The organism is Pasteuria penetrans, assembly GCF_900538055.1.
Taxonomy (GTDB): domain Bacteria; phylum Bacillota; class Bacilli; order Thermoactinomycetales; family Thermoactinomycetaceae; genus Pasteuria; species Pasteuria penetrans.
This window is the reverse complement of the sequence record NZ_UZAC03000001.1, coordinates 606312-628505: the sequence shown is the minus strand read 5'-3', so window position 1 is coordinate 628505 and position 22194 is coordinate 606312. Positions and strand designations below refer to the sequence as shown.

General features: G+C 48.0%; 22 protein-coding genes. 4 read left to right on the top strand and 18 right to left on the bottom strand.

From position 1 onward, the window contains the following. Window positions 1-17 precede the first annotated feature (17 nt). The 6 genes from atpG to atpB form a co-directional block, all read right to left on the bottom strand. Window positions 18-893, bottom strand: a complete 876-nt coding sequence (atpG, locus tag PPRES148_RS02480) for an ATP synthase F1 subunit gamma (protein ID WP_149453083.1) — start codon at window positions 891-893, stop codon at window positions 18-20. 24 nt (window positions 894-917) lie between these two features. Next, window positions 918-2429: a F0F1 ATP synthase subunit alpha gene (atpA, locus tag PPRES148_RS02475; RefSeq protein WP_149453082.1), complete on the bottom strand. Its 1512-nt coding sequence runs from the start codon at window positions 2427-2429 to the stop codon at window positions 918-920. Between the two features lie 36 nt (window positions 2430-2465). Beyond that, on the bottom strand, window positions 2466-3002 hold the full coding sequence (gene atpH, locus PPRES148_RS02470) for an ATP synthase F1 subunit delta (RefSeq protein ID WP_187820425.1): 537 nt from the start codon (window positions 3000-3002) through the stop codon (window positions 2466-2468). After that, the gene (gene atpF / locus PPRES148_RS02465) at window positions 2999-3481 is read right to left on the bottom strand and encodes a F0F1 ATP synthase subunit B (RefSeq protein ID WP_149453080.1); all 483 of its coding nucleotides are present in this window, start codon (window positions 3479-3481) and stop codon (window positions 2999-3001) included. Before atpF ends, atpH begins: the two co-directional genes overlap by 4 nt. A 110-nt stretch (window positions 3482-3591) precedes the next feature. Then, window positions 3592-3876, bottom strand: a complete 285-nt coding sequence (gene atpE / locus PPRES148_RS02460) for an ATP synthase F0 subunit C (RefSeq protein WP_425468236.1) — start codon at window positions 3874-3876, stop codon at window positions 3592-3594. Window positions 3877-4041: 165 nt separating this feature from the next. Beyond that, window positions 4042-4737 (bottom strand): F0F1 ATP synthase subunit A, encoded by a 696-nt coding sequence (atpB, locus tag PPRES148_RS02455; RefSeq protein ID WP_149453079.1) that lies wholly within the window; start codon window positions 4735-4737, stop codon window positions 4042-4044. 193 nt (window positions 4738-4930) lie between these two features. Here atpB and PPRES148_RS12195 point away from each other — a divergent pair, with 193 nt between their 5' ends. After that, a complete protein-coding gene (locus PPRES148_RS12195; protein WP_223127923.1) occupies window positions 4931-5368 on the top strand; it encodes a hypothetical protein in 438 nt (145 codons plus the stop codon). Between the two features lie 729 nt (window positions 5369-6097). On the opposite strand, the gene PPRES148_RS02445 is transcribed toward PPRES148_RS12195, so the two are convergent. The 3 genes from PPRES148_RS02445 to PPRES148_RS02435 all read right to left on the bottom strand — a co-directional run bounded on the left by PPRES148_RS02445 (window position 6098) and on the right by PPRES148_RS02435 (window position 11330). Then, window positions 6098-6400, bottom strand: coding sequence for a transposase (locus PPRES148_RS02445; protein ID WP_149453077.1), 303 nt, complete (start codon window positions 6398-6400; stop codon window positions 6098-6100). Between the two features lie 865 nt (window positions 6401-7265). Then, on the bottom strand, window positions 7266-9251 hold the full coding sequence (locus PPRES148_RS02440) for a hypothetical protein (protein WP_149453076.1): 1986 nt from the start codon (window positions 9249-9251) through the stop codon (window positions 7266-7268). A 174-nt stretch (window positions 9252-9425) separates the two neighbouring features. Beyond that, on the bottom strand, window positions 9426-11330 hold the full coding sequence (locus tag PPRES148_RS02435) for a hypothetical protein (RefSeq protein ID WP_187820421.1): 1905 nt from the start codon (window positions 11328-11330) through the stop codon (window positions 9426-9428). 80 nt (window positions 11331-11410) lie between these two features. Between PPRES148_RS02435 and PPRES148_RS10590 the strand changes: the two genes are divergently transcribed. Beyond that, window positions 11411-11716 carry a hypothetical protein gene (locus PPRES148_RS10590; protein WP_187820420.1) on the top strand — a complete coding sequence of 102 codons (306 nt, stop codon included), beginning with the start codon at window positions 11411-11413 and terminating at the stop codon, window positions 11714-11716. 151 nt (window positions 11717-11867) lie between these two features. Here the strand turns inward: PPRES148_RS10590 and PPRES148_RS02430 are convergent, their stop codons facing one another. From PPRES148_RS02430 to PPRES148_RS10585, 4 genes are read right to left on the bottom strand one after another with little or no spacing between them, the layout of a single operon-like run. Beyond that, a complete protein-coding gene (locus PPRES148_RS02430) occupies window positions 11868-12083 on the bottom strand; it encodes a hypothetical protein (RefSeq protein WP_149453074.1) in 216 nt (71 codons plus the stop codon). Between the two features lie 37 nt (window positions 12084-12120). Beyond that, complete coding sequence (locus PPRES148_RS02425; RefSeq protein WP_149453073.1) at window positions 12121-12474, bottom strand: hypothetical protein; 354 nt, start codon at window positions 12472-12474, stop codon at window positions 12121-12123. Next, on the bottom strand, window positions 12475-12675 hold the full coding sequence (locus tag PPRES148_RS02420) for a hypothetical protein (protein ID WP_149453072.1): 201 nt from the start codon (window positions 12673-12675) through the stop codon (window positions 12475-12477). Window positions 12676-12713: 38 nt separating this feature from the next. Further along, window positions 12714-12869 carry a hypothetical protein gene (locus tag PPRES148_RS10585; RefSeq protein ID WP_187820419.1) on the bottom strand — a complete coding sequence of 52 codons (156 nt, stop codon included), beginning with the start codon at window positions 12867-12869 and terminating at the stop codon, window positions 12714-12716. Between the two features lie 1118 nt (window positions 12870-13987). Between PPRES148_RS10585 and PPRES148_RS02415 the strand changes: the two genes are divergently transcribed. Both PPRES148_RS02415 and PPRES148_RS02410 read left to right on the top strand, forming a co-directional pair. After that, the gene (locus tag PPRES148_RS02415; protein ID WP_149453071.1) at window positions 13988-14872 is read left to right on the top strand and encodes a hypothetical protein; all 885 of its coding nucleotides are present in this window, start codon (window positions 13988-13990) and stop codon (window positions 14870-14872) included. Between the two features lie 33 nt (window positions 14873-14905). Then, window positions 14906-15988 carry an IS256 family transposase gene (locus PPRES148_RS02410; RefSeq protein ID WP_149453070.1) on the top strand — a complete coding sequence of 361 codons (1083 nt, stop codon included), beginning with the start codon at window positions 14906-14908 and terminating at the stop codon, window positions 15986-15988. Window positions 15989-17073: 1085 nt separating this feature from the next. Here PPRES148_RS02410 and upp read toward each other — a convergent pair. The 5 genes from upp to PPRES148_RS02385 form a co-directional block, all read right to left on the bottom strand. Continuing rightward, complete coding sequence (upp, locus tag PPRES148_RS02405; protein WP_149454197.1) at window positions 17074-17709, bottom strand: uracil phosphoribosyltransferase; 636 nt, start codon at window positions 17707-17709, stop codon at window positions 17074-17076. Between the two features lie 152 nt (window positions 17710-17861). Continuing rightward, window positions 17862-19100, bottom strand: coding sequence for a serine hydroxymethyltransferase (locus PPRES148_RS02400; protein ID WP_149454196.1), 1239 nt, complete (start codon window positions 19098-19100; stop codon window positions 17862-17864). Between the two features lie 139 nt (window positions 19101-19239). Then, complete coding sequence (locus tag PPRES148_RS02395; RefSeq protein ID WP_149453069.1) at window positions 19240-19734, bottom strand: RpiB/LacA/LacB family sugar-phosphate isomerase; 495 nt, start codon at window positions 19732-19734, stop codon at window positions 19240-19242. After that, window positions 19731-20285, bottom strand: a complete 555-nt coding sequence (locus PPRES148_RS02390) for a low molecular weight protein arginine phosphatase (protein ID WP_246142946.1) — start codon at window positions 20283-20285, stop codon at window positions 19731-19733. Before PPRES148_RS02390 ends, PPRES148_RS02395 begins: the two co-directional genes overlap by 4 nt. Window positions 20286-20724: 439 nt before the next feature. Further along, window positions 20725-22125: a hypothetical protein gene (locus PPRES148_RS02385; RefSeq protein ID WP_149453067.1), complete on the bottom strand. Its 1401-nt coding sequence runs from the start codon at window positions 22123-22125 to the stop codon at window positions 20725-20727. Window positions 22126-22194: the final 69 nt, after the last annotated feature.

The following is a 22194-nucleotide window of genomic DNA, read 5'->3' as shown; positions in this document are numbered from 1 at the left end:
CCCTGCCGCCTTTCCCTCTATAACGCTGCTGCACCGCCCACAATCTCTGCAATTTCCTGCGTAATTGCCGCCTGCCGTGCCCGATTGAGCTGCAACGTAAGCGAGGAAATCATATCCTCGGCGTTATCCGTCGCCTGTGACATTGCGTGCATACGAGCCGCAAACTCACTCGCACGCGCCTCCAACACCGCCTGGTATACCTGTGCTCTCGCCACCCTAACCAATAAATCATCCAAAACACCGGCGACGGAAGGTTCATAATCATACAAAATTGCCTTATCCTCTGTCGTCTCCCCCTCGTCCGCGCTCCGCAATAAATGAGCCAAAGGCAAGAGGGACTCCACTGTTGGATCCTGAACCATAGGGCTGATGAACCGATTGAAAACCAGCAACAACTCATCATAAGTTCCATTTACATAGCCCTCGATCAACCGTTTCGCCAACTCGCGCACCACTAAAAAGGCAGGCATATCGGACATGGGATCCACAACATCATGCAAGGTATATCCACGCTGCGGCAAAATCTCCGCACCCTTTCGCCCAGAAACAATCAGATAATACTGGGATACACCCTGTCCCTGCAATTCCATCTCCAATTTGCGCAACAATCCACTGTTATAACCACCCGCCAAACCACGATCCGAGGTAATGACACAGTAAGCCCGACGCTGTACCTCGCGCGGTGCAATCAAAGGGTGCTCGGCGGAAGAATGGGCCAACAAAACACGCGACAACACACCGCACAACGCCACATTATAGGGACGGACAGCCTCCACCCGATCCTGCGCGTGCCGCAACTTTGAAGCCGCCACCATCTTCATAGCCTTCGTAATCTGTTGGGTATTCCTTACCGAACGAACTCTCCGTTTGAGTTCGCGTGTATTAGCCGGCATATATGTATACCCCTTTGCAAACCCTTATTTTATTAGAAACGTCTTCTTAAACTTAAGAATCACACCCTGCAGTTCTCTCTCAATTTCCTCTGTCCATCTAGCCTCTTGACGGAGCTTCGCTAACAAATCCTGTGCCCCGCTCTGAACCGACAGATGGAACTCTTCCTCGAATCTACGAACTTGATCCACGGGAACATCGTCCAAATAACCCTTCGTAACCAGGTACAGCGACAATACTTGTAATTCTACAGGCAACGGCTTATTTTCTCCCTGCTTAAGGATCTCCATCGTACGCCTACCACGCGACAACTTAGCCTGTGTAGAGGGATCCAAGTCAGAACCAAACTGAGCAAAGGCAGCTAGCTCTTGATACTGCGAAAGGTCCAAACGAAGGGTACCCGCGACCTTACTCATGGCCTTAACCTGTGCCGCACCACCCACACGGGAAACCGAGAAGCCCACATTGACAGCCGGTCGCACACCCGCATGAAAAAGAGACGTCTCTAGGAAAATTTGTCCATCAGTGATAGAAATCACATTAGTAGGAATATAGGCAGAAATATCCCCAGCCTGTGTCTCAATGAAAGGCAATGCTGTCAGGGAACCGCCACCCTTTGCTTCCGACAACTGGGCCGCACGCTCCAACAAACGGGAATGTAAGTAAAAAACATCCCCGGGGTAGGCTTCACGTCCTGGCGGACGACGAAGTAAAAGGGAAAGCTCCCGGTAGGCCGCAGCCTGCTTGGAAAGATCATCGTATACACACAACACATGGCCACCCTGATACATAAAATACTCGCCCATCGCACAACCCGCATAGGGGGCTAAGTACAGAAGGGGAAAGGGATCGGAAGCACTCGCTACCACCACCGTGGTATACTCCATCGCACCCCGTTGTCGTAATTTCTCCACCACCTGCGCCACTGTAGACTGCTTCTGACCAATCGCTACGTAGACACAAAGGACACCCGTATCCTTCTGATTCAGGATCGTATCCACCGCAACCGTCGTTTTCCCCGTCTGACGATCCCCAATGATCAACTCGCGTTGCCCGCGACCAATGGGCACCATCGCATCGATCGCCTTGATCCCTGTCTGCAGGGGCTGATGAACAGATCGGCGATCCACAACACCTGCAGCTGGCATTTCCACAGGACGGAAGTGTTCCGAGGAAATAGGCCCTGCCCCATCTAGGGGCTGTCCGAGGGGGTTGACTACCCGACCCAGCAATGCCTCACCCACCGGTACTTCCATCAACCGACCTGTACGGCGTACAGGGTCCCCCTCATGAATCTCATCACAAGATCCCAGTACCACAACACCGACATTCTCCATCTCCAGGTTCGCAACCATTCCCAGATTACCCTTAGAAAACTCAACGAGCTCGCCAGACATTGCTTCACTCAAACCGTGTATACGTGCAATGCCATCACCCACTTGGATGACGGTACCCACATCAGCCACTTCCATATCCGTGCCATAGTGCTCAATCTGCTTCTTGATAAGTGTACTGATCTCCTCAGCCCGAATGCCCATGCCTGCTATACCCCCTGCCTCTACCGTACATCTGCCTCACCCTTCGGATCGCGCCGCTAAGTGAGCAAACCTTGCCAGCTGCGTACTCAAGCTGCCATCATACACACGATCACCCACACGCACTACGGTACCGCCAAGAAGACTATCATCCACTACCCACTGAACACGCAAACGGAGACCCAACTTCTTCTCAAATACCCCCTGTACACGCGACCGATCCTCCGCTGAGAGTGCAGCTGCCACCATAACAACAGCCTCCATCTCACCTCGCGATGCCAGGACGTATTCATGCAGAGCCTCCGCTACCGACAAAATCTCCTGGAATCGTTTCCGATCCAACAACAACAGGAAGGTATTTCTAACCAATGGATGCACATCGCGCAATGCTGTGAGGAATAAACCACGTTTCTGCGCCAAGGGTACAGCGGAACTACCCAACCAAAACCACAACTTGGGAACACCCCAAAAAGCACGCGCCGCTTTACGCATGTCCTGCTCCACCATGTCCACTACTTTTTGTTCCTCGGCAACTCGGAACAAGGCAAGCGCATACCGTTTGGCTACTAAGCTCACGAGCCCACCTGCCTCAAGTATCGCTCCAGCAACTGCTCGTGCTGGGACCGATCAACCTCTTTATGCAAAATCCGACTCGCCAACTGCACAGCCAAACCGCTTACCTCGACACGGAGCTGACGGACTGCCTCCTCCCGCTCCCGTGCAACCTCCGACTTAGCAGACTCCAACGTTTGCTCGGCTCTCTGCCTCGCCTCCTGTAGGATCGACGCCGCCTCCTGCTCCTTCTGAAAACGCGCAGTGGCAAGCATCCCCTGAGCCTCCTGCCGGGCTTGCTTCAAGGCCTCCCTTTGCTGCTCTACATAGAGAAGGGCCTCCTTCCGCTTCGCTTCTGCCTCCTCCAGAGTAGACTTAATCCTCTCCGTACGTGCCTCCATCATTTTCGACACCGGGCGTACAGCAAAACGACTCACCAAGAAAACAAGAACGAGAAAAGCCACCAACTGGAACAACGCTGTTCCTAACTGAAGATCTAACACTACTACGCCACCCTCCTTTACAAAAGGGTTCTACAGATCCCCACAACCTACTACGATGTCTCATCTAGTCCCCATCCATCAGGTCCACACACACCACAACCCTGAGCAGGTCATCCCTTCAAACCGAAGACACCCATGATCTTCAGAATACCAAAAATCGCGGTAATGATGGGCAAGGCCTCCACCACGCCAACCCCCACAAACATGGCCGTACGCAACTGCGAAGCAGCCTCCGGTTGACGGGTAATCCCCTCCAAATAACGGCCCACTACCCACGCATTCCCGAAACCGCCTGTCAACGCAGCCACTGCCAACATGACTGCACCGGAATAGGTACCACCAACATGGGAAGTCACTTCTGGGAAAACCTCCATAAGCTTCGACGAACCCGACATAATTCATCACTCCTCCTTAGCAGAAACAATATAGAGAAATCAGAAAACCCCATCCTTCATCAAAAACACATCCCAGAAAAAACACCATCAGCACCTTGGGAGAAACACCCCTCTATGGAAAAACCAGCACAGGGGATACTCCATCACATACCGAATCCATACCCCTCAATGAGGATCTCCCAATTGATTCCCAATATAGACCATAGCCAATACGGAGAATACATAGGCCTGAATAACCCCTACAAAAATGGAATACCCTAGCCAAACAATCAGGGGCGCACTCATCATCACCCAGGAACCCGCCTGAAGTAAAACACCAATGACGATCTCACCAGCCATAATATTGGCCCACAAACGCATTCCATGCGTCAAGGGCTGGGTAACCAAGCCGAAAAGCTCGAAGGGATTCTTATATTGACACAAATAGCGCCACCCGTGTCGAGCTATCCCCATCCCATGTGCACCATAGGTAATTGCAACCGCCATGACAAGTGCCACGTTTATATTCGCTGTTGGTGATTTCCACCATACGTAATGATGATGATCCATCACACTGGGCATACTAGTAAGCAGCCCAACCTGATTGGCTACGAGAATATATAGAAAGAGTGACAGAGTGAATCCATAAAAACGGGGCGCAATCCCGGGCTTGATCTGTTCCTTCACCATTCCCTGCACAAACCCCATAACACTCTCCAGCACGTTCTGCGCACCCGTGGGCACAAGGGAAGGACGCCGGGCAGCAAAAAACACCAACAAGAAGACCAACAAACAGGTCACCCCTGTCGTATACACAGCTACGAGATCAAATTTCATTGGCACACCCAAAAAATCGTAGTCCAAAATCCTCGACTCATGCATGGGGGACCCTATTCACCTCCTCAGGTAGGACGAGGGCACAAAGCCCCGTGACAAAACCAAAGGACGGGCCACAACAAATGGGAAAGACCCGCGGGGGCATCTGAATACCGGGGGGCACAAAACACCCAACTGGAAATCACAAGGGGAACCATGGCCACATCAGCGAAATGATTATGGGAAAACGGATTCCCTTATGCATACAAGAAACAATACCCACCACCACAAACCCTGCTACTGTTCCTTGTCCCCTATCGGGCGCACATCAAAGAAATCGGAGACCCCACAGGGGAGAAGAAATCCACACCCACAAAAAACACACCGCAAACGCAACAACAGGATCCACCAGAACACCACCATGATCGGACAAACGGACGAAACCCCATGTGGCCCTTCCCTGACTCCCGTTCGTATGGCACGGTCACTTCTACCCTCCATTGTAGCGATCCCAAAAGGAAAATTCAATCGGGAATCCCATGTCAACGTGGTTTGCTACACAAAAAATTCCGAGGGGAATTACAATTTCCCATCCTCTACCCTACTATCCCTCCTAAAAAATCAATCCTCCAGAAAGGTACCACCGCAAATTTTTTATCGAATGAACACAATACAAAATCACCAGCAAAACGGATGAGTTGAGGATCAGCCCTCCATCACACATTCAGGGGAAACCAAGGAAACCAACCGTCTACAACTATAATTTTCTACAGATTAATCTGGGTCCTCGACATAAACCCATTCCATAATGTGAAACCCACCGTTACACCCAATCCCCAGAAATTTCACAATGAGAATTGGAAGAGGGGACCAGGGACCCTCCAAGCGGACCCCTCACTCCCTTGTTCCTGCTGCCAGAAAAGGCACCTCTTCCGCTTACATCAAAGACTAAGACCATGTCCTATTGCCAGCGTAACAATAACCACCACAAAATACAAAGGGTGTCGGATCAGAAGTCCCTAGTAGGGCTCCCGAATCCGCGGGGTCCTATTCGGATTCCTAATCAGGATATGGTGCTGGTGCTGTTAACAAGGTTCACAATTGTTTCTTGAGGTTCCAATAAAAATGGGAAATGATCCTTTGCGGACTCATAAAAATGGCTCTTGGCCAAACTTCGGACCCGGAATATCCTTGGGCGGTTTTTTCCTAATTATGGATTGCAAGGATGAATTAGATGGGGCCCACTCTTCCCCATAATTAGTTTGTTTATTCAGTTTATTGTACACGAGCCCATGCCGAAGAGCATCTGTCTCTATTAATTTATAAAATAAATAGAAACAAAAGTATGTGCTTTTTTCTATTATGTATCCAAAATTATTGAATGAATTTTTATTTTATTTTATGTTTATTAAACACTATATTAATCTTATGAAACATTCCGGAAATTTACCCCCTGATCGTTTTCCAGGTGGCTATTGCGACATACGATAGCAAGGTTCTCATAGTTCCTCCAAATCCTAACCCCAAAACGTTGGCGAAAGTCAAGCTTGGTGGCACAGTTCTTTCCCTCTATAAGGGCATTGGTAGCCTTGTCTCCTCGATGGTAATTTGCAATGGACTGTTGCCCCCTCTGTAGGCTCTCTGCACCTTTTCTAATGTTCTTGTGGTCGTGCTGTAATCCTACCCCGATGAGAGCGTGCAGATTATTGTAAGCCTCGGTAACGGACACCTGGCCTTAGCCAGGTAGGTGTAAAGGGCTAAGGAAGGGTATACCAAGGCCTCCGTGAACAGAGTCGGATCAACTCATAGTAGTGGAGAAAACCTTGTAATGAGGGTGGGGCGAAGGGGTTGAATGGTCTGCCCGGACCAGCCAACGTACAATCCGAAGCAAAGAGATGATCGTGAGTTAGACCCGATGGGTCTAACTGGACGCACAATCTGAGACAAGGAGATGATCGCAGTTGGACCAGGCAACATCGGATCGAAATCCGGATAGAACACAGCAGAGGGAGGTACGAAGAACGTGACACCAGACTGGGGTTCTGAATGGGCAAAATCCTATGGGACCATAAGAGCCACATAATGCGAGAGTATTACGTGTGGTTCTGTGAGAGGGTTGGCTGAGATGCCAGCCCTACTCGACAGTAAAAATTTTATAAAAATTCATATGAAATAAGATAAATACCCCGCGGATACAAAAACAGGAACAGTGTCATAACAAAATGTTATTATGTTACTCAATTGCTTTACCAAAAGGTGAGACTAAATTCATAGATAGGGTATTCCCCACAAGAAATTGCACGGTCCCGAATGCAACCATGCAAACTGTTTTTATAATAATTAATAATATAATCATTTTATAATAATATAATTCAATTTATAAAATATTCTAAGTGGATCTGATACTTTTTTAAAAAATAGCACCATTCATAAAAAAATATTCAGAGACGAGGTCATCAGACGACGCGGGGAGGACAAAAAGAGACCCACGCAGGGCCCCGAAACCAAATTTGGAATGCAACCGCAGAAGCATCCGAATTCAAATAACCAATAATTAATTTGAAAAAAGAATTCTTTTGAAATAACGATCTCTTTTAAAAATATCCGGATCCGATTAGGGCAGAACTATCAACCTGGGGTGAATCGTAGGAATCATATCTACGATGTATATCAACATCATCCCACACCAATTTAGGCTCAGCAGTAATCAACTTCTCTCTTAACTCCTCGTCCTCAGTGATGAGATTATCTACCCTCCTTTTCTCATCCTCAGACATCCGACCCCCCAAACGCTTTACATCTGCGTACAACCCATGTATTTTCCCCATCATACTATCCAAATCGGCTCTAAGATCCTTATGAATATCAAACCAACTACTATTCCGATATATACGCATCAATTCCGATCGCAACCTACTAAGTTGATGCTCGCTGGACAGGTACCGATCCTGCGACAACCGATCCGCCTGCGACAGTGGTACTTCCCCCTTCATCCATGGGGGTTGAGGTACCAACCGCTCCGATTCCCCTCTCTCATGATCACTAGAAGCACCCTCTCCCTGTTTCCATATCCGTTCCTCATCCCTCTCCACTTCCTTCTCAAAAGAATCAAAATCTTCCTTACCAAGATCCCCACCATTTTTCTGATGCCGAATAATCTCATACCACAAAGACCTATACTCAGTGATTATTTCTTCTAGATTCTTAGAATCCTCTTCCTCCCAGTGCCACCCTGTAATGGGATTGTTGAGGTTTTCCAGAGACTTCTGTACCTCCCCACTCAATTTAGATGCACGATCGAAAAGTTCCTTCACTCTATCAAACTCTGTAAAGGCGGCTCCAACAACATCCTCATTTCCTTTTTCTTTTTCTGTTTTTGTTTCTGCTACTTCCCCCGCGGCCTTACTCTGCAGTTTCCCCGCCCTGCGCATCAGATCTTTCGATCGAAATTCCCATCGAAGGAGACGCTCAAACGCCTCATCATATCGTGCACCACCCTCCCTCATAGACTTCTTATTTTCATTCACGAGTTCAGTCTTCCTCCTAGTGAAATTACTCCAAAAAGGAGCGGAATTTTTATCCCCCGTTATCGAATCTATAATGGAAGAATTTGCATACCCTATCTTGAATCTCATACTATCATCTAGGAGTGCCTCATCTTCCTTCAAAAGATCTCTTTCATAGATCACCCGATGATGGCCCTCTTCAAACTCGCGTATTGCTTCCTCAATTTTTCTCTTCTGGAGATACACTAGGTACTTCCTACTCCTGATCTCTCTGTCAATCCCTGAAAATCTCTCATCAGCATTCACAGTCTTACCCAACTCCGCAACTATCTGTGTCCTCACGTCCACCACTTCTGCGCTCACCATGGTCACTCCAAGACCAAAAAGTGATTTCTTTCGTATGGAGGGGAAAAATTTAGGAACAACTCTCTTCACCCGATTCCGATTCGGAGATGAATCCTCACCTCCACCTATCCCTGATGGAGAGGAACCATCCGTTCCAGAAGACACAATCCCCCCACTCATCCCCACATTCTTTTCTCCCTCTGGGGAATCCAATGGGGATAGGGCTTGTTCCCCACCAGAGTTCAACAGTCCCCTCAAGGAGACAGGCGGTAAGCTTTCACCCTCGACCCCCGATGGAAGACTACCCCGATTCCCTAATTCCTGGGACGATAAGTCCTCATTCCCTGTTCCCCGGGAAAGACCACTCTGATTTTCTTCTCCTGACACGGATTGTTCCTCCCTAGGGTACGCAGCAATCCCCTCATTGGCCCTATCCTTCTCTCTTTCCCCCTCTGGTGTGGATGCGGGTTGTGATGGCTGTGATGGCTGTGATGGCTGTGATGGCTGTATGGGTTGTTCCCCCTCACCATTCACCCCATCATCCTTTCTTCCCACCGGTGGGGGATCCACCGGCAGAGATGAGCCCCCCTGTCCTCCAGAATTTAACGTCTCCCCTAATGAAACACAGGAGAACGAAAACGACGATACCACACATAGGGCACAAGAAAAAAGGGTATAATTGTTGAAAAGGAACGATCGAACCGATCTTTTTTTACCAATCTGATCCACGATATCCTAAATCCCCCTAGAAAGAAAATGATCCCGGTTGTTTACGAACAGTAGTTTAGCCTCCACCCCAGGACTGAATCCCCAGGTCCGGAGTTGGACCAAGATCCAATTGAGGATGCAACCGAAATAGAGATATTTTTTAAAAAAATCCGTACAGAACAGTTGAATCGTCCTTTACATCCGCACACTCACCTCAGGAGGATGAGGAGGTGGTAGTAACCACGAAAGCCACGAAAACAGCGAATTGTTGTCATTATGCACAAATTTAGACTCAGCAGCAATCGACTTTTTCTTCCCAGTGGAGTAGATTGGCCCAAAAATTTGTTCTGATAACGCCTCTGCTCCGGGGGGTGAATGCCTCATTCGTACGCCCCTGTAATCATTCTTCTTACGTTCATGTACATTGCTCAGCTCCAATCTAGGCTCAGCAGCAATCAACTTCTCTCTTAACTCCTCGCCCTCAGTGATGAGATTATCTACCCTCCTTTTCTCATCCTCAGACATCTGACCCCCTAAATTCTTTACATCCCCATACATCTCATACATTTTCCCCATCATGCTATCCAAATCGGCTCTAAGATCCTTAGGGATATCAACCCAACTACTATTATGGTATATACGTATCAATTCCAATCGCCGCTCATTAAGCCGATGCTCGTTGGATAGATACCGATCCTGCAACAATTGATCCTCCTGCGACAGTGGTGCTTTCCTCTTCATCCATGGGAGGGGTTGGGGTACCAACCGCCCCGATTTCCCTCTCTCATAACCACTAGAAGCACCCTCTCCCCGTTCCCATGTCCGTTCCTCATTCCTCTCCACTTTTTTCTCAAAAGAATCAAAATCTTCCGTACCACGACCCCCATCATTTTCCCGATGCTGCATAATTCTGTACCACAAAGGCCTAGCCACGGTAACCAACCTTCTTTCTATACCCTCAAGGCCCTCTTTCTCGAGGTGCCACCCCACGAGGGGATCGCTAATGTTTCTCATCATATCCTTTACATTCGCAACGAATGTGGATGCGTGCTTGGACAACTCCCGCGCTCTCTCCAATTTTTTTTGGGCACAATCCAACCGCCCCTCCGTACATCTTGGATCTAGTGGATCCTCCCCCTCCTCCGCTCTCTTTTCTTCCTCCACGATCCTACTCACCAATTCCTCCGCCCTGTGCTCCCGACCCTTCGCCCAGTGCTCCATCTCCTTCGATCGAAATCCCCATCGAAGGAGATGCTCATACGCCTTGTCATATCGTGCGTTGCCCTCCCTCATAGACTTCTTATTTTCATTCACGAGTTCAGTCTTCCTCCCAGTGAGCACACTCCAAAAGGCAGAACTCTCACTCCCCTTAATCTCCGTTATAAGGGAAGAATCTGGATACTCTATTTTAAATTTAATACTAGAATATAAATCCTTCTCATATTGCTGCAATATACCCCTTTCATGACGCACACTAGGACTGGACACCCCCTCCTTACTTCTCATGTCCTTCAATTTTTTCTTCTGGGTCTCCACTCTGGACTTTCTCATCCTGATCTCTCTGTTAATATTTGAAAATCTCTTATTAATGTCACCGGTATTATTCATCGCCCCAGTTATCTGTCCCCCTATATCCACCGCATCTGAGGTCGTTAGGACCGATCCAACAACAAGTGGAAGGGCTCCTCTCTTCACCCGATTCCGATTCGAGGTCGGGTTTTCATACCCTGATCCGGGCGAAACCACTTTGGTAAACACCCCTTCGACAAACTCCCCACTTCCTTTCTCTGATTCCTGGAACGATAAGTCCTCATTCCCCATCCCCTGGGAAAGACCAATCTGATTTTCTTCTCCTGACAAAGACCGTTCCTTCCTAGAATGCGCAATCCCCTCATTGGCCCTATCCTTCCCTCCTCTCCCCTCTGATGTGGGTGCAGGTTGTGATGGTTGTATCGGGTTTTCATACCCCGATCCGGGCGAAACCACTTTGGTAAATACCCCCTCGACAAACTCCCCACTTCCTTTCCCTGATTTCTGGGACGATAAGTCCTCATTCCCCATCCCCTGGGAAAGACCACTCTGATTTTCTTCTCCTGACAAAGACCGTTCCTTCCTAGAATGCGCAATCCCCTCATTGGCCCCATCCTTCCCTCCCCCCCCCTCTGATGTGGGTGCAGGTTGTGCAAGTTGTGCAGGTTGTGCAGGTTGTGCAGGTTGTGCAGGTTGTGCAGGTTGTGCAGGTTGTGCAGGTTGTGCAGGTTGTGATGGTTGTGATGGTTGTGATGGTTGTGATGGTTGTGATGGTTGTGATGGTTGTCCCCCCTCACCATTCACCCCACCATCCTTCCTTCCCATCAGTGGGGGATCCACCAGCAGAGATGGGTCTCCCTGTCCTCCAGAATTTGACGCCTCCCCTAATGAAACACAGGAGAATGCAAACGACGATACCATACATAGGGCGCAAGAAAAAAGGGTATAATTGTTGAAAAGAAATGATCGAACCGATCTTTTTTTACCAATCTGATCCACGATATTCCAAATCCTCCCCTAGAAAGAAAATGATTCTGTTTGTTTACCTAAATATGTTTTGATAAAATATTGGATAGAGGGTGGGTGTTTCAAGATAGCTAGTCTGCATTACCTATACTTTTGACTCGACACCCGTTGTGTTCCCGATGATGTGGATGGTAGATTCGGATCCCCTTCCCCCCTCTCTTTTTTCGTCCTTCCCCTTGCCATCCGCACCGAATTCCTGAGGGTAGTAAGATTGATGCCCTTTTGTGCAGCAAAATCTTTCTGGCTGATCTTGTTGCCATCTTTGTTGGCAACAAGGTACTCATTTGCAATCTCCAACCTTTTATATTTAACAACCGCTCTTTGAAAGAAGTTATTAAGGAATAAGAATTGATGCCTTTTTGTGCAGCAAAATCTTCTGGGATGATCTTGTCGCCATCTTTATTGGCAGCAAGGTATTCATTTGCAAGTTTTTCTCCCTCTTCCTTTTCTCCTCTTGCACTTGCTCCATCTTCCGCTGCATCTGTTGCATCTTATACTGTACCAATGGAATTATGTCAGTGGGTTTCTCTTCTTCCTGTTGTATCCTCGATGTGGATGATTGATCAGAAGGCTGCTCCATCCACTTGGGCCACTGTATAGTATCCACTGGGTCTGACTGCTGTTGTTGTTGTATCCCCATGGTCTGCTGCTGGTTCTGTGACTGTGAACCATCCCCCTGTAATAGCATCTATAGTATGTATCTATAGTATGTATCTATAGTATGTTTAGTATATTTCTGTCGCTTTTGTTGTATCTCCGCGGTCTGCTGCTGGTTCTGTGACTGTGAACTACCCCCCTGTTGTGGCTTTTGCTCTTTTTGTTTCTGCAACCGCTTACCGGCCATAAGGGCATCTATGTCGTTTTTCCGAGCAAAGTTAGCAAGATCCAAAAGAGAAACTTTCTAAAAAATCTGTTTTATGTTTCTCGCTATATTCTGTATTCAGTATGTGCGTCCTTTTGCTCCCGTGAACTACCCCCCTCCTCAACGGACCCACCACTTATAATGGTATTGGTACTACGACCATTGGTATCATCAAACGCATTTTTCGTATTTGTTGATCCCCCAGCACCTTTCCTTTTCATAGGAGACCTTTTTTCCCTAAGTCTATCACGTTCGAAATCGTTTTCCTTGGTTGTTACCGCAGCTGTTCCCATCGGATCCAGTTCCTGACCACCAGAGTTTGCCGACAGTTGCTGCTGGGGGAGGGTGTTGGGGAAAGTTGTTCCACATTCGTACTATCCCCATGTGGAGGCAACGAATATGGGAATGACAGATTCTGGATATCGAGGGCCCGGCTAGCTTCTCTGGCGGGGAAGCTGCAGATTTATGGTAAGGACCTCATAATGTAGGAGCGATAAAAAATAGAGCGAACGCATATCTCTTATTTATTTTATTCATTCTATTGCCTTCATATTTTAAAATATATTCAAATATAAAATTCCAAATATGAAAGGAAGATAGAGCACTCTGTGTTCCGCAGCGTGTGCCAAGAAGTCGCTCAGGAGATGAAGATTGCTTGGCCCTTCGTAAAGCAGATTACAAACCACCGCCTAGTGCCGCCGGGGTAAAAGTGCCCCGGTTGTGAGCGATCTAGGAAAAGGCAAGGCATGACCCTGTCGGGTGGGAATCGGGGAGATCAGCGAAAGCAAACCGTCCAAATCCTCCAGTATTGATTTATATATCCGCTTGCTAATTATATACTGATTTGAAATCATAAAACAACCTGTTTTATGAAATCCGTTGGGTCTCCGCTCTCTTCAGGGACCGTGCAATTTCTTGTGGGGAATGCCCTATCTATGAATCTAGTCTCACCTTTTCGTAAAGCAATTGAGTAACATAATAACATTTTGTTATGACACTGTTCCTGTTTTGGTATCCACGGGGGATTTATCTTATTTCATATGAATTTTTATAAAATTTTACTAGGTCCTTGCGCGGAAGACGAACATTGTGTTGTAGTAAGATCCATCCTGTTTATGGTACGTACAAAAACAACAAAAAATCCGTAATGTTGTCAACATTACGGATAAGATGGAACAAGGTTCCATTACCATGGACAAAGCGATCTGATCAACAAATAGGGCACGATCTGCAGTGAAAAGGAATGAAGCGTTATTATGTAAAAAGGGGATAACTCATGCCCCCTACCTCTGGTAGAATATTGATCACCAACAAACAATAAACCCAGAGGAGGGAAAACATGAGCATCCACAACCATAATACAACATTATCAGGAAAAATCAATATCCAAAAAGAAGAGTCATGGATAGCTAGAAATTCGATGAAGATAGGCGACCGGTCCATTGACTCCCCGTATTGTGGAAAAACACTGAAAAGTACGTGTCCCTTCTGTCATAGCCATAATGTCTTACTAGATGAGAAACTGATTCTAACCGATAGGACCATAATGGCAATGGCAAACGAGAAGCTGGCCCTAGCCAACGAGACAATGGCAATGGCAAACGAGAAGCTGGCCCTAGCCAACGAGACAATGGCAATGGCAAACGAGAAGCTGGCCCTAGCCAACGAGACAATGGCAATGGCAAACGAGAAGCTGGCCCTAGCCAACAAGGCAACGGCAATGGCAGCAGGAAATAAGGACACAAAATGGTCTGCGGTAGCCAGTGAGATTGGGAAATTACATAGTACGAATCCGTCCCCTGCCCCCCAAGAAACGGAACCCAATCCACTGATCGAGGATTCTCCATCCATAACTTTGCGTGACGGAAAAGATAAAGGTCCGGGGAATGTACGATCCGAAGGGGATGGATATCATCAATTGCACGATCCAAAAACTCGGGATCGATTCTTACGTGCTCAACGTTTTTTCGATGATCTCAAGGAGGGGATTACCTCATGGGGTCCCAAGGAGTGGGAGGAATCTAGGCGTCTGATTGAGGAACTGTTATCACTGTGTTGCCCATCGAATCACAAGGAAAAAACGAAGGATTCCCTTTCCCTGAATGACGTTACTAGCCTTATGTTCCATCACGACGGTGGTAGTATTTTGGTGCGGGCGCTGATTGGATTGTTAAAAAACGTATGGATCCCAGAGATAGACCCTCTAACCGACCCAAAGAATTAGAAACCCATTGTCGAGGACCTATGTAACTTACGCATGCGTGTAGATCGAACCCTCCATTGTCTGGAACATCCCCAGGATGAGGGGAATGGGGTCTATCATCGCGGATATAGCACACTGTTTGGGGAATTAGATCTAGAGGTTCCTAGGACAAGATGGGAATTTTCACCGTACTCGTTACCACGTTATCAGAGTGCAAAGAATACCCTCAAAGATTTCATTTATCGTCTTTATCTTCCGGGCCTCTCCTTGCGAAATAGTAGTAAACTACTGGAGGAAGGATTCAACCTTCGGACGTCCCCGGAAACGCTTTCGCAATGGTTGCAACCTTATTACAACGATGCTATACAATATTTCGAAAGGGATCTGAGCACGACAGTATATACAGCCATAGGTATGGATACCCTCTTTGTTCCCATTCGGGAGGAGGGTCGTTATGTTTCGAAGGCGATCGCAGTCAGCACGGGTATCACGGCGGAGGGGAGGCGGGATATAATAGGGATCACCCCCTCGCCTGATGAGAATGTGGAATCCTATGATCAGCATATAGGGAAACTAAAGGAACGGGGCTTGAATGTCAACGATATACGTATCGTTACCACAGATGGGCATAGGGCTTTTCCCTTAGTTGTACGCAAGCATTTTCCTCACCATACGGTTCACCAACGGTGTTACGTTCACGCGATTCGTAACATCATGAATGCAGCTCCTAAAAGTATGAAGAAGGAAATGGCTAAGGACGCTTCTTACGTCTTACGGTCTGGGGATATGGGACAGGCACTAGAACGGTGGTCTGAGTGTGCAGGGAAGTATCGGTTTGGAAATAAGGCGACGTGCGAAGCATGGGAAAGGCTCAGTCCTAAAAAAATCTCCCTGAGCTTACAAGCGGCATCATCCATTACCCAAAACCCCATACTTCTGCCCTATATACTGTCCACGAACTACACGGAACCGCTGAATGCTTTGTTTCGTGAGAGAACGAATAGCAAAAAAGGTGGATTCGTTGGTCTTGAGGTAGCGATGAAGGAATTGATGCTTACCGCTTTCTATTGGGTGGGGAAACAAAAAGGGAACCCCAATCCATTACCTGCCGAGGAATCTCCTTTCGATCCCTGCTGACTACGAGTCCGAAATTTCGAACGGGGAGAACCTCTCCCCACCACGGCTTATGACTTTCATCCCCTCTTATGCACGGAACAAGGGCAGGGTGGTATGGACGATGTCCACACCCTTGATTTCTAGCTAGCACCTTTCGGGAAAAATCCGTCTAAAGGCGCCACGACGGTTTTTCCCTGGGAAACTCCCTCCATCCGACAAGTTTTCCCACGGAACGGGGATTCTGTATTCCCTCTCAAGAATCCCACTGCCTAGTTCCGAGGTAACCTATGTGGTACGATCCTTCCAGCATCGGACTGGGTATCCGCCCATCCCAAGATCCATTACACCTCTAAAATCACGCGGGGGTAGCGTCCTGTCCAGCCCATTATTTTCTGAATTTACCATAAATTAGTGATCAAAGGAACCTTTATAAATATAAGATAAATCCCCCGGGGATACAAAAACAGGAACAGTGTCATGACAAAATGTTATTATGTTACTCAATTGCTTTACCAAAAGGTGGGATTAGATTCATAGGTAGGGCATTCTTCACAAGAAATTGCACGGTCCCATGGAACTGGAAGGCCATCTGTCCTCTAGTCACCCTAATGTTTTTATATGGATAAGGAGGACTATGTAGCAAGGTCAGATGGCTTTTCCCTTATTTATTACCATGTTTTTTAACCAATAAAAATGTAATTATCATGGGTTAATACATAATAATATAAATAAACTGTTTATTATGAAATATCGTGCTGCTTTAGTTCCTGAGGGGGCATTGAATGAAAGAGCAAGTACTATCAAATGACCTTGCTACATTTACTTAATTTTATTAGTAGGTCGAGGAGAGAACCAAATTTTCAAAACCAATGCCCTGGGCGATAATTGTTGGATCGTTTCTTTCCGCGGTAGAACCATAAGTTTAATATTGTTTTTCTGCGGTAGCACCCCCCGGGATCCCCGACACTAGATTTAGAGGATGCAACCCATAAACCCCAGTCTGTATCGGGTTCAGCAAACAATCGATTCCATAAGAACCACGTAAAAACAACAATGAAAAACAACCCTCATTCACTCTCATAATGATACCGTGAAAGAATAATTACTTATTGCGTACCAAACAATCGATCGCCAGCATCTCCCAAACCTGGCACAATGTATCCCCGCTCATTCAGAAATTCATCCACAGATGCTACGTAAATCGGTGTATGAGGATGGTCCCGCAATACCCTCTCCACACCCTCTGGTGCAGCCACAAGACACATCAGCTGTACACTACGCACCTTCTTTTCATGTAGGATTTGCAACGTAGCTGAGGCAGAGCCCCCGGTAGCCAACATAGGATCCATAACAATGAAATCCCTCTCTTCGATATCCGTCGGCAGTTTTGCATAGTAGTGAACAGGCCGCATGGTATCCGGATCACGATACAAACCCACATGTCCTATCTTAGCGGCCGGTATCATTTGTAAAACACCATCCACCATCCCCAAACCAGCTCGCAAAATAGGCACCAAACCAACCTTTTTTCCTGTAAGAACGCGAGCAACAGTAGACGACACAGGAGTTTCTACCCTCTTATCCGTCATAGGCATGTGACGTGTCAGCTCGTAAGCCATCAAAGAGGATATCTCCTGCAACAATTCCCGAAAATCCTTAGGGCCCGTATTTTTGTCACGAATGTAGGTAAGCTTATGCTGAATCAGAGGATGGTCTAGAATATGTAAGGACGGATGTTCCACCGATGCAACCACCTTCCCAATAATTGATGATTATGGATTGAAAAATAAGTACCTGCCCCACCCATAAAAAATGATCCCTCCGATCCGTGGTATTCATAGTATGAGGAGAATCTAAAGCAATCCATTCGTACTCATGAGCTACAATCAAAGGATCATCCTAAACCCTCGTACAGGGGATGAGAAGCCAACAACTCCCTCCCCCCCATGCGAATCGTGTCTGCCACCTCTCTGGATCCAGGGTTACGAAGACGAGCCGCAATCCACCCCCCAAGCCTCCGCATATCCTCTGCGTCTAAACCACGCGTTGTTAGAGCAGCTGTTCCAAAACGCATACCACTCGTAACCATAGGGGCCTGCGAATCATAGGGTATCATATTTTTGTTTCCGACAATGCCCACCTCCTCCAAAATCGCCTCCGCTTCCCTGCCCGTCAGTTCTACCCCGCGTGTGTCCACCAACACCAGATGATTGTCCGTACCACCTGAAACCAGGGAAATACCCCCCTCCTGCAACGAATCTGCTAAGGATCGCGCGTTGGCAACAACTCGATGGGCATACTCCACGAAATCAGGCTGCAAAGCCTCCTGAAAGGCCACCGCCTTAGCAACAATCCCATGCATAAATGGTCCCCCCTGCACCACGGGAAAAACACCACGATCCAATCGGGACGCCATTTCTTTTCGACAAAAAACCATCCCACCCCGGGGCCCGCGAAGGGTCTTATGAGTAGTCATCGTAACAAAGTCAGCGTGAGGAAAGGGGGAAGGATGACACTGACCTGCAATCAAACCCGCAATATGGGCCACATCAGCCAGTAGGAAAGCATTCACAGATTGGGCGATCGCCGCCATACGCTCAAAATCAATCACACGTGGATAAGCACTAGCCCCTGACACCACCAACTTAGGTCGGTGCTTTTCGGCCAAAAGAAGCACCTGATCATAATCGATTCTATGAGTCTCACTGTCTACACCATAGGGAATAAATTTGTACAATTTCCCTGAGAAATTATAGGGGCTACCATGGGTTAAATGACCACCGTGACCAAGATTCATCCCCATGACCACATCTCCCGGTTCAAGAAGAGAAAAATAGACGGCCATATTAGCCTGGGTCCCACAATGGGGCTGCACATTGACATACTCCGACCCCGGAAAAAGCCTCAAAGCCCTCTGACGGGCTAAATCCTCCATACCATCGACATACTCACAACCCGCATAGTACCGTCTGCCAGGATAACCCTCCGCATATTTGTTTGTGGGTATTGTTCCCACCGCCCTAAGAACATCCTCACTGACAAAGTTTTCGGAGGCAATTAGGTTCAATTGCCCTCTCTGCCGTTCTAATTCACGTGCCAACAAATCCTCGATCTGGGAATCATACATAGTCATCCTCCCTTCAGAACTTACCTTGAGCCCACAACCCCCTACCATTTCGGGGTTCCGATGATCCCCCATTTTCCTTGCCGACGAACCATCATCCCAGAGCATGAAGGACCACCAGACACACCGCGCAGACGTTCGTCATCGACTACCGTGAATGGCCCGGTGGTGTTAGTACCGATCCACATATCCCACTCTCCATATGCTGAATGGATGCTAATCTTTGTCGATGACGATCGCCCTCAGAAAAAGGCGTCCTCAACCATGTTACCGTAATATCCCACGCCAAACCATAACCAAGGATACGTGCTCCAAGAGCTACTATATTAGCATCATTATGTTCCCGACTGAGACGTGCTGTGGAGGAATCACTGACCAGGGCACAACGAATCCCAGGGATTTTATTAGCAGCTATCGAGATCCCTACCCCCGTCCCACAAATCAAGACCCCACAGGATCCTGCACATGCAACCTTTTGCCCCACTATGAGGGCAATATCTGGATAATCGACAGTTTGTCCCTCCTGTGGGCCTATCACCTCCACTCGGTACTTATTGGGAAAATTTTTCTGAATTTGCTGGCCCAGATAGGTCCGTAACCCAATCCCTGCATGATCAGAACCCAGTACAACCTGTTGACTCATCCCTTCTCCCCTCTCCCCGAATCCACGGATGGAAAAACCCCCCGGGGTACAAGTTCCTCCTTTTCCATGAACCACAAAAGGGCCTTCACAATCGATTGCAAACATTGCTCATAAACAGCCTCACTACCACCAAAGGGGTCCACAATACCCTCGGGAGATCCTACCTCCATGGAATCGGATGAAACTCGCAAACCAAGAACATGTATCTTTTCCGCTACCATATCCTCCGCGATAATTTGTTGGCGATGCGCCTCCGTCATAACAAAGATCACATCTGCCCATGCTATCAATTCCTTTCGCAAGGGCGAAGCCCTATGCTCCACATCTGTAATACCGTATTTCCGCAAAACCTTAGATGCTTGAACCGAAATGGAAGCATCCAACACTGCATGGGTACCCGCAGAGCGAACCTCTAAATCTATAGAATACTCGCTGGCCAGTTTCCGTAGGAACGCTGCAGCCATAGGGCTGCGGCAGGTATTCCCTGTACAAACAAAGAGAATATTACGCATGCTGCCCCCTCTCAATGAAAAACGAACAACGGTTCCCATCACCACACGAGACCCCCCACTCTTACTTTACGAAAAAGGTGTGGGAATGGGCAAGCTATTTGTTCCATCAGCTCACAAAGAAAACGGGGTTCTCCCCCCTACCCATTTCATCGATGATCAACGAAAAGAGGGTCGTCCTAGGCATGAATCACCCGTACCCATAGAGTACGGCCATCAAGAAACTATGTCATTCCAATCCATCCTATTCCCCTCAAACTTCCTATGAACGGAGATTGTGCAGAAACAAAACCCCCCTTCTCGGTTCCCGTCTATTTGTCAAGTTATTTTATCTTTTTAAAATTTTATTTATATGGATATTAGGGAGAAAAAATGATGTAGTTGGGGTGGTAACTGCTACCGCCGCCCTCACTTGCACCAACACCCTGAAGGAATCATCTCCCCCCTACCCTTTCTAAGGGAATTCCATACAAATACAAAGTTACGTTTTGGACCACTGTTTTGATTTACCCCCCACCCTTCTCTTCCCCCCTACACTCTTCCCCTTATTACCGCCACGTTTCATGCCTACCTTTCCCCTATAAAGGACATCCCCACAAATCCCAGACAACCCCTTACCAACCCCATCCTCGCAAAGCCCTGCTGAACTGGAACCCCGGGATGTACTAGGCCCCGCTTCCGGGCCACGGAATTGCTGCCTCCTGTCCCGTCCACCGCCCCTGTGTTGGTCGCGTCCCGGTGGAGATGAAGCTGTACGGGACGACGATTGCAATTCTGCTATTCTCGCCTCTATCATAGCATCCGCTTCCTCGATGAGGGAACTAGTGGACGGCCGATCATGTTTTGGTACTGATGTCCCCTGTACTTCCCAAGGTTCCCTTGGTACTGAAAACAACCGATTTTCTGTTATTCCCGTAGTCGACATATCCATTCCCAGTAATGGATAGGTACCCGGGCCCGGTGATGAAGCCAGTGGCTCCTCTTGGTTCTGAAATTGTGCCGATGTAAAAACTCTCCGGAAGCCTGAAGACCGCTTCTGCTCCGGTACCAGGTTCCCTCCCTGTGAAGATCCAGGATCCCTTATCTGCCTTGGCCTCAGATAACGGATCTGCTCGGGACTCAAATGGGGAATCTGCTCGGGGCCCAGATACCGTATCTGTCCCGACCCTAGGTGGGGGATCTGCCCCGGACTCAGGTGCTGTAGTTGCCCCCGCACCAAATGGGGAATCTGCTCAGGACTCAGATGAGGAACCTGCCCAGGATCTAGATATCGCACCTGACCCGAACCCAGGTGGGAAATTTGCTCCGGGCCCAAACGGGGGATATCCTCAGGACCCAAATGGGAAATCTGCCCCGGCAACAATAGTTCATATTGCCCTTGCGCAACGAGTTGCTTTGTCAAGTACTGTAGCTGTTTACGTGTCAGATAGGGAACCTGATCCATCCTCAAGTGCTGCAATTGCCACTGTTCCAAATAGGGGATTTGATTCGGACCCAAGTAGGGGATTTCGGCCGGCCCCAATTGCCGTATTCCCGATGGTGATAACGACAGCCTACGTTGATCCGCCAGGAGTTGAGACCGTAGGGACTCCGGTAAAGGAAGCAACTGAATCTGTCGATACGTCAGGTGCATTGGATTCAATCCCTTGATCTGCCCTGGTGTTAGATACTTCAACTGCCTCGATCTCACATACCGTATCTGCAAGGAATCTAAATGCTGTATTTGCGAATCCTGCAACATCGGTATTTGCCGAGGACCCAAATGCCGTATCTGCTGGGGTGTCAAATATTGCAATTGACGCCCCCCTAGGTACTGCAACTGGTACGGCTGCAGATGAGGAATGGACTCCGGACCCAAACGGGAGATTATTTCTGGCGCCAAACTATGGATTCCCCCCGGTTCCGCGGACCGTGGTTCTGTAGACCGTGTACTCCCCCCTCCTTGTACCCT

Excerpts from the sequence above, each read along its gene's own strand:
- PPRES148_RS02425 (WP_149453073.1), bottom strand. The coding sequence starts at position 12,474 with ATGCTATTACAGGGGGATGGTTCACAGTCACAGAACCAGCAGCAGACC.
- PPRES148_RS10585 (WP_187820419.1), bottom strand. The coding sequence starts at position 12,869 with ATGAAAAGGAAAGGTGCTGGGGGATCAACAAATACGAAAAATGCGTTT.
- PPRES148_RS12195 (WP_223127923.1), top strand. The coding sequence starts at position 4,931 with ATGCATACAAGAAACAATACCCACCACCACAAACCCTGCTACTGTTCC.
- PPRES148_RS02415 (WP_149453071.1), top strand. The coding sequence starts at position 13,988 with ATGAGCATCCACAACCATAATACAACATTATCAGGAAAAATCAATATC.
- PPRES148_RS02410 (WP_149453070.1), top strand. The coding sequence starts at position 14,906 with ATGCGTGTAGATCGAACCCTCCATTGTCTGGAACATCCCCAGGATGAG.
- PPRES148_RS02395 (WP_149453069.1), bottom strand. The coding sequence starts at position 19,734 with ATGAGTCAACAGGTTGTACTGGGTTCTGATCATGCAGGGATTGGGTTA.
- atpG (WP_149453083.1), bottom strand. The coding sequence starts at position 893 with ATGCCGGCTAATACACGCGAACTCAAACGGAGAGTTCGTTCGGTAAGG.
- atpA (WP_149453082.1), bottom strand. The coding sequence starts at position 2,429 with ATGGGCATTCGGGCTGAGGAGATCAGTACACTTATCAAGAAGCAGATT.
- PPRES148_RS02400 (WP_149454196.1), bottom strand. The coding sequence starts at position 19,100 with ATGACTATGTATGATTCCCAGATCGAGGATTTGTTGGCACGTGAATTA.
- atpB (WP_149453079.1), bottom strand. The coding sequence starts at position 4,737 with ATGCATGAGTCGAGGATTTTGGACTACGATTTTTTGGGTGTGCCAATG.
- PPRES148_RS02390 (WP_246142946.1), bottom strand. The coding sequence starts at position 20,285 with ATGGGAACCGTTGTTCGTTTTTCATTGAGAGGGGGCAGCATGCGTAAT.
- atpE (WP_425468236.1), bottom strand. The coding sequence starts at position 3,876 with ATGTCGGGTTCGTCGAAGCTTATGGAGGTTTTCCCAGAAGTGACTTCC.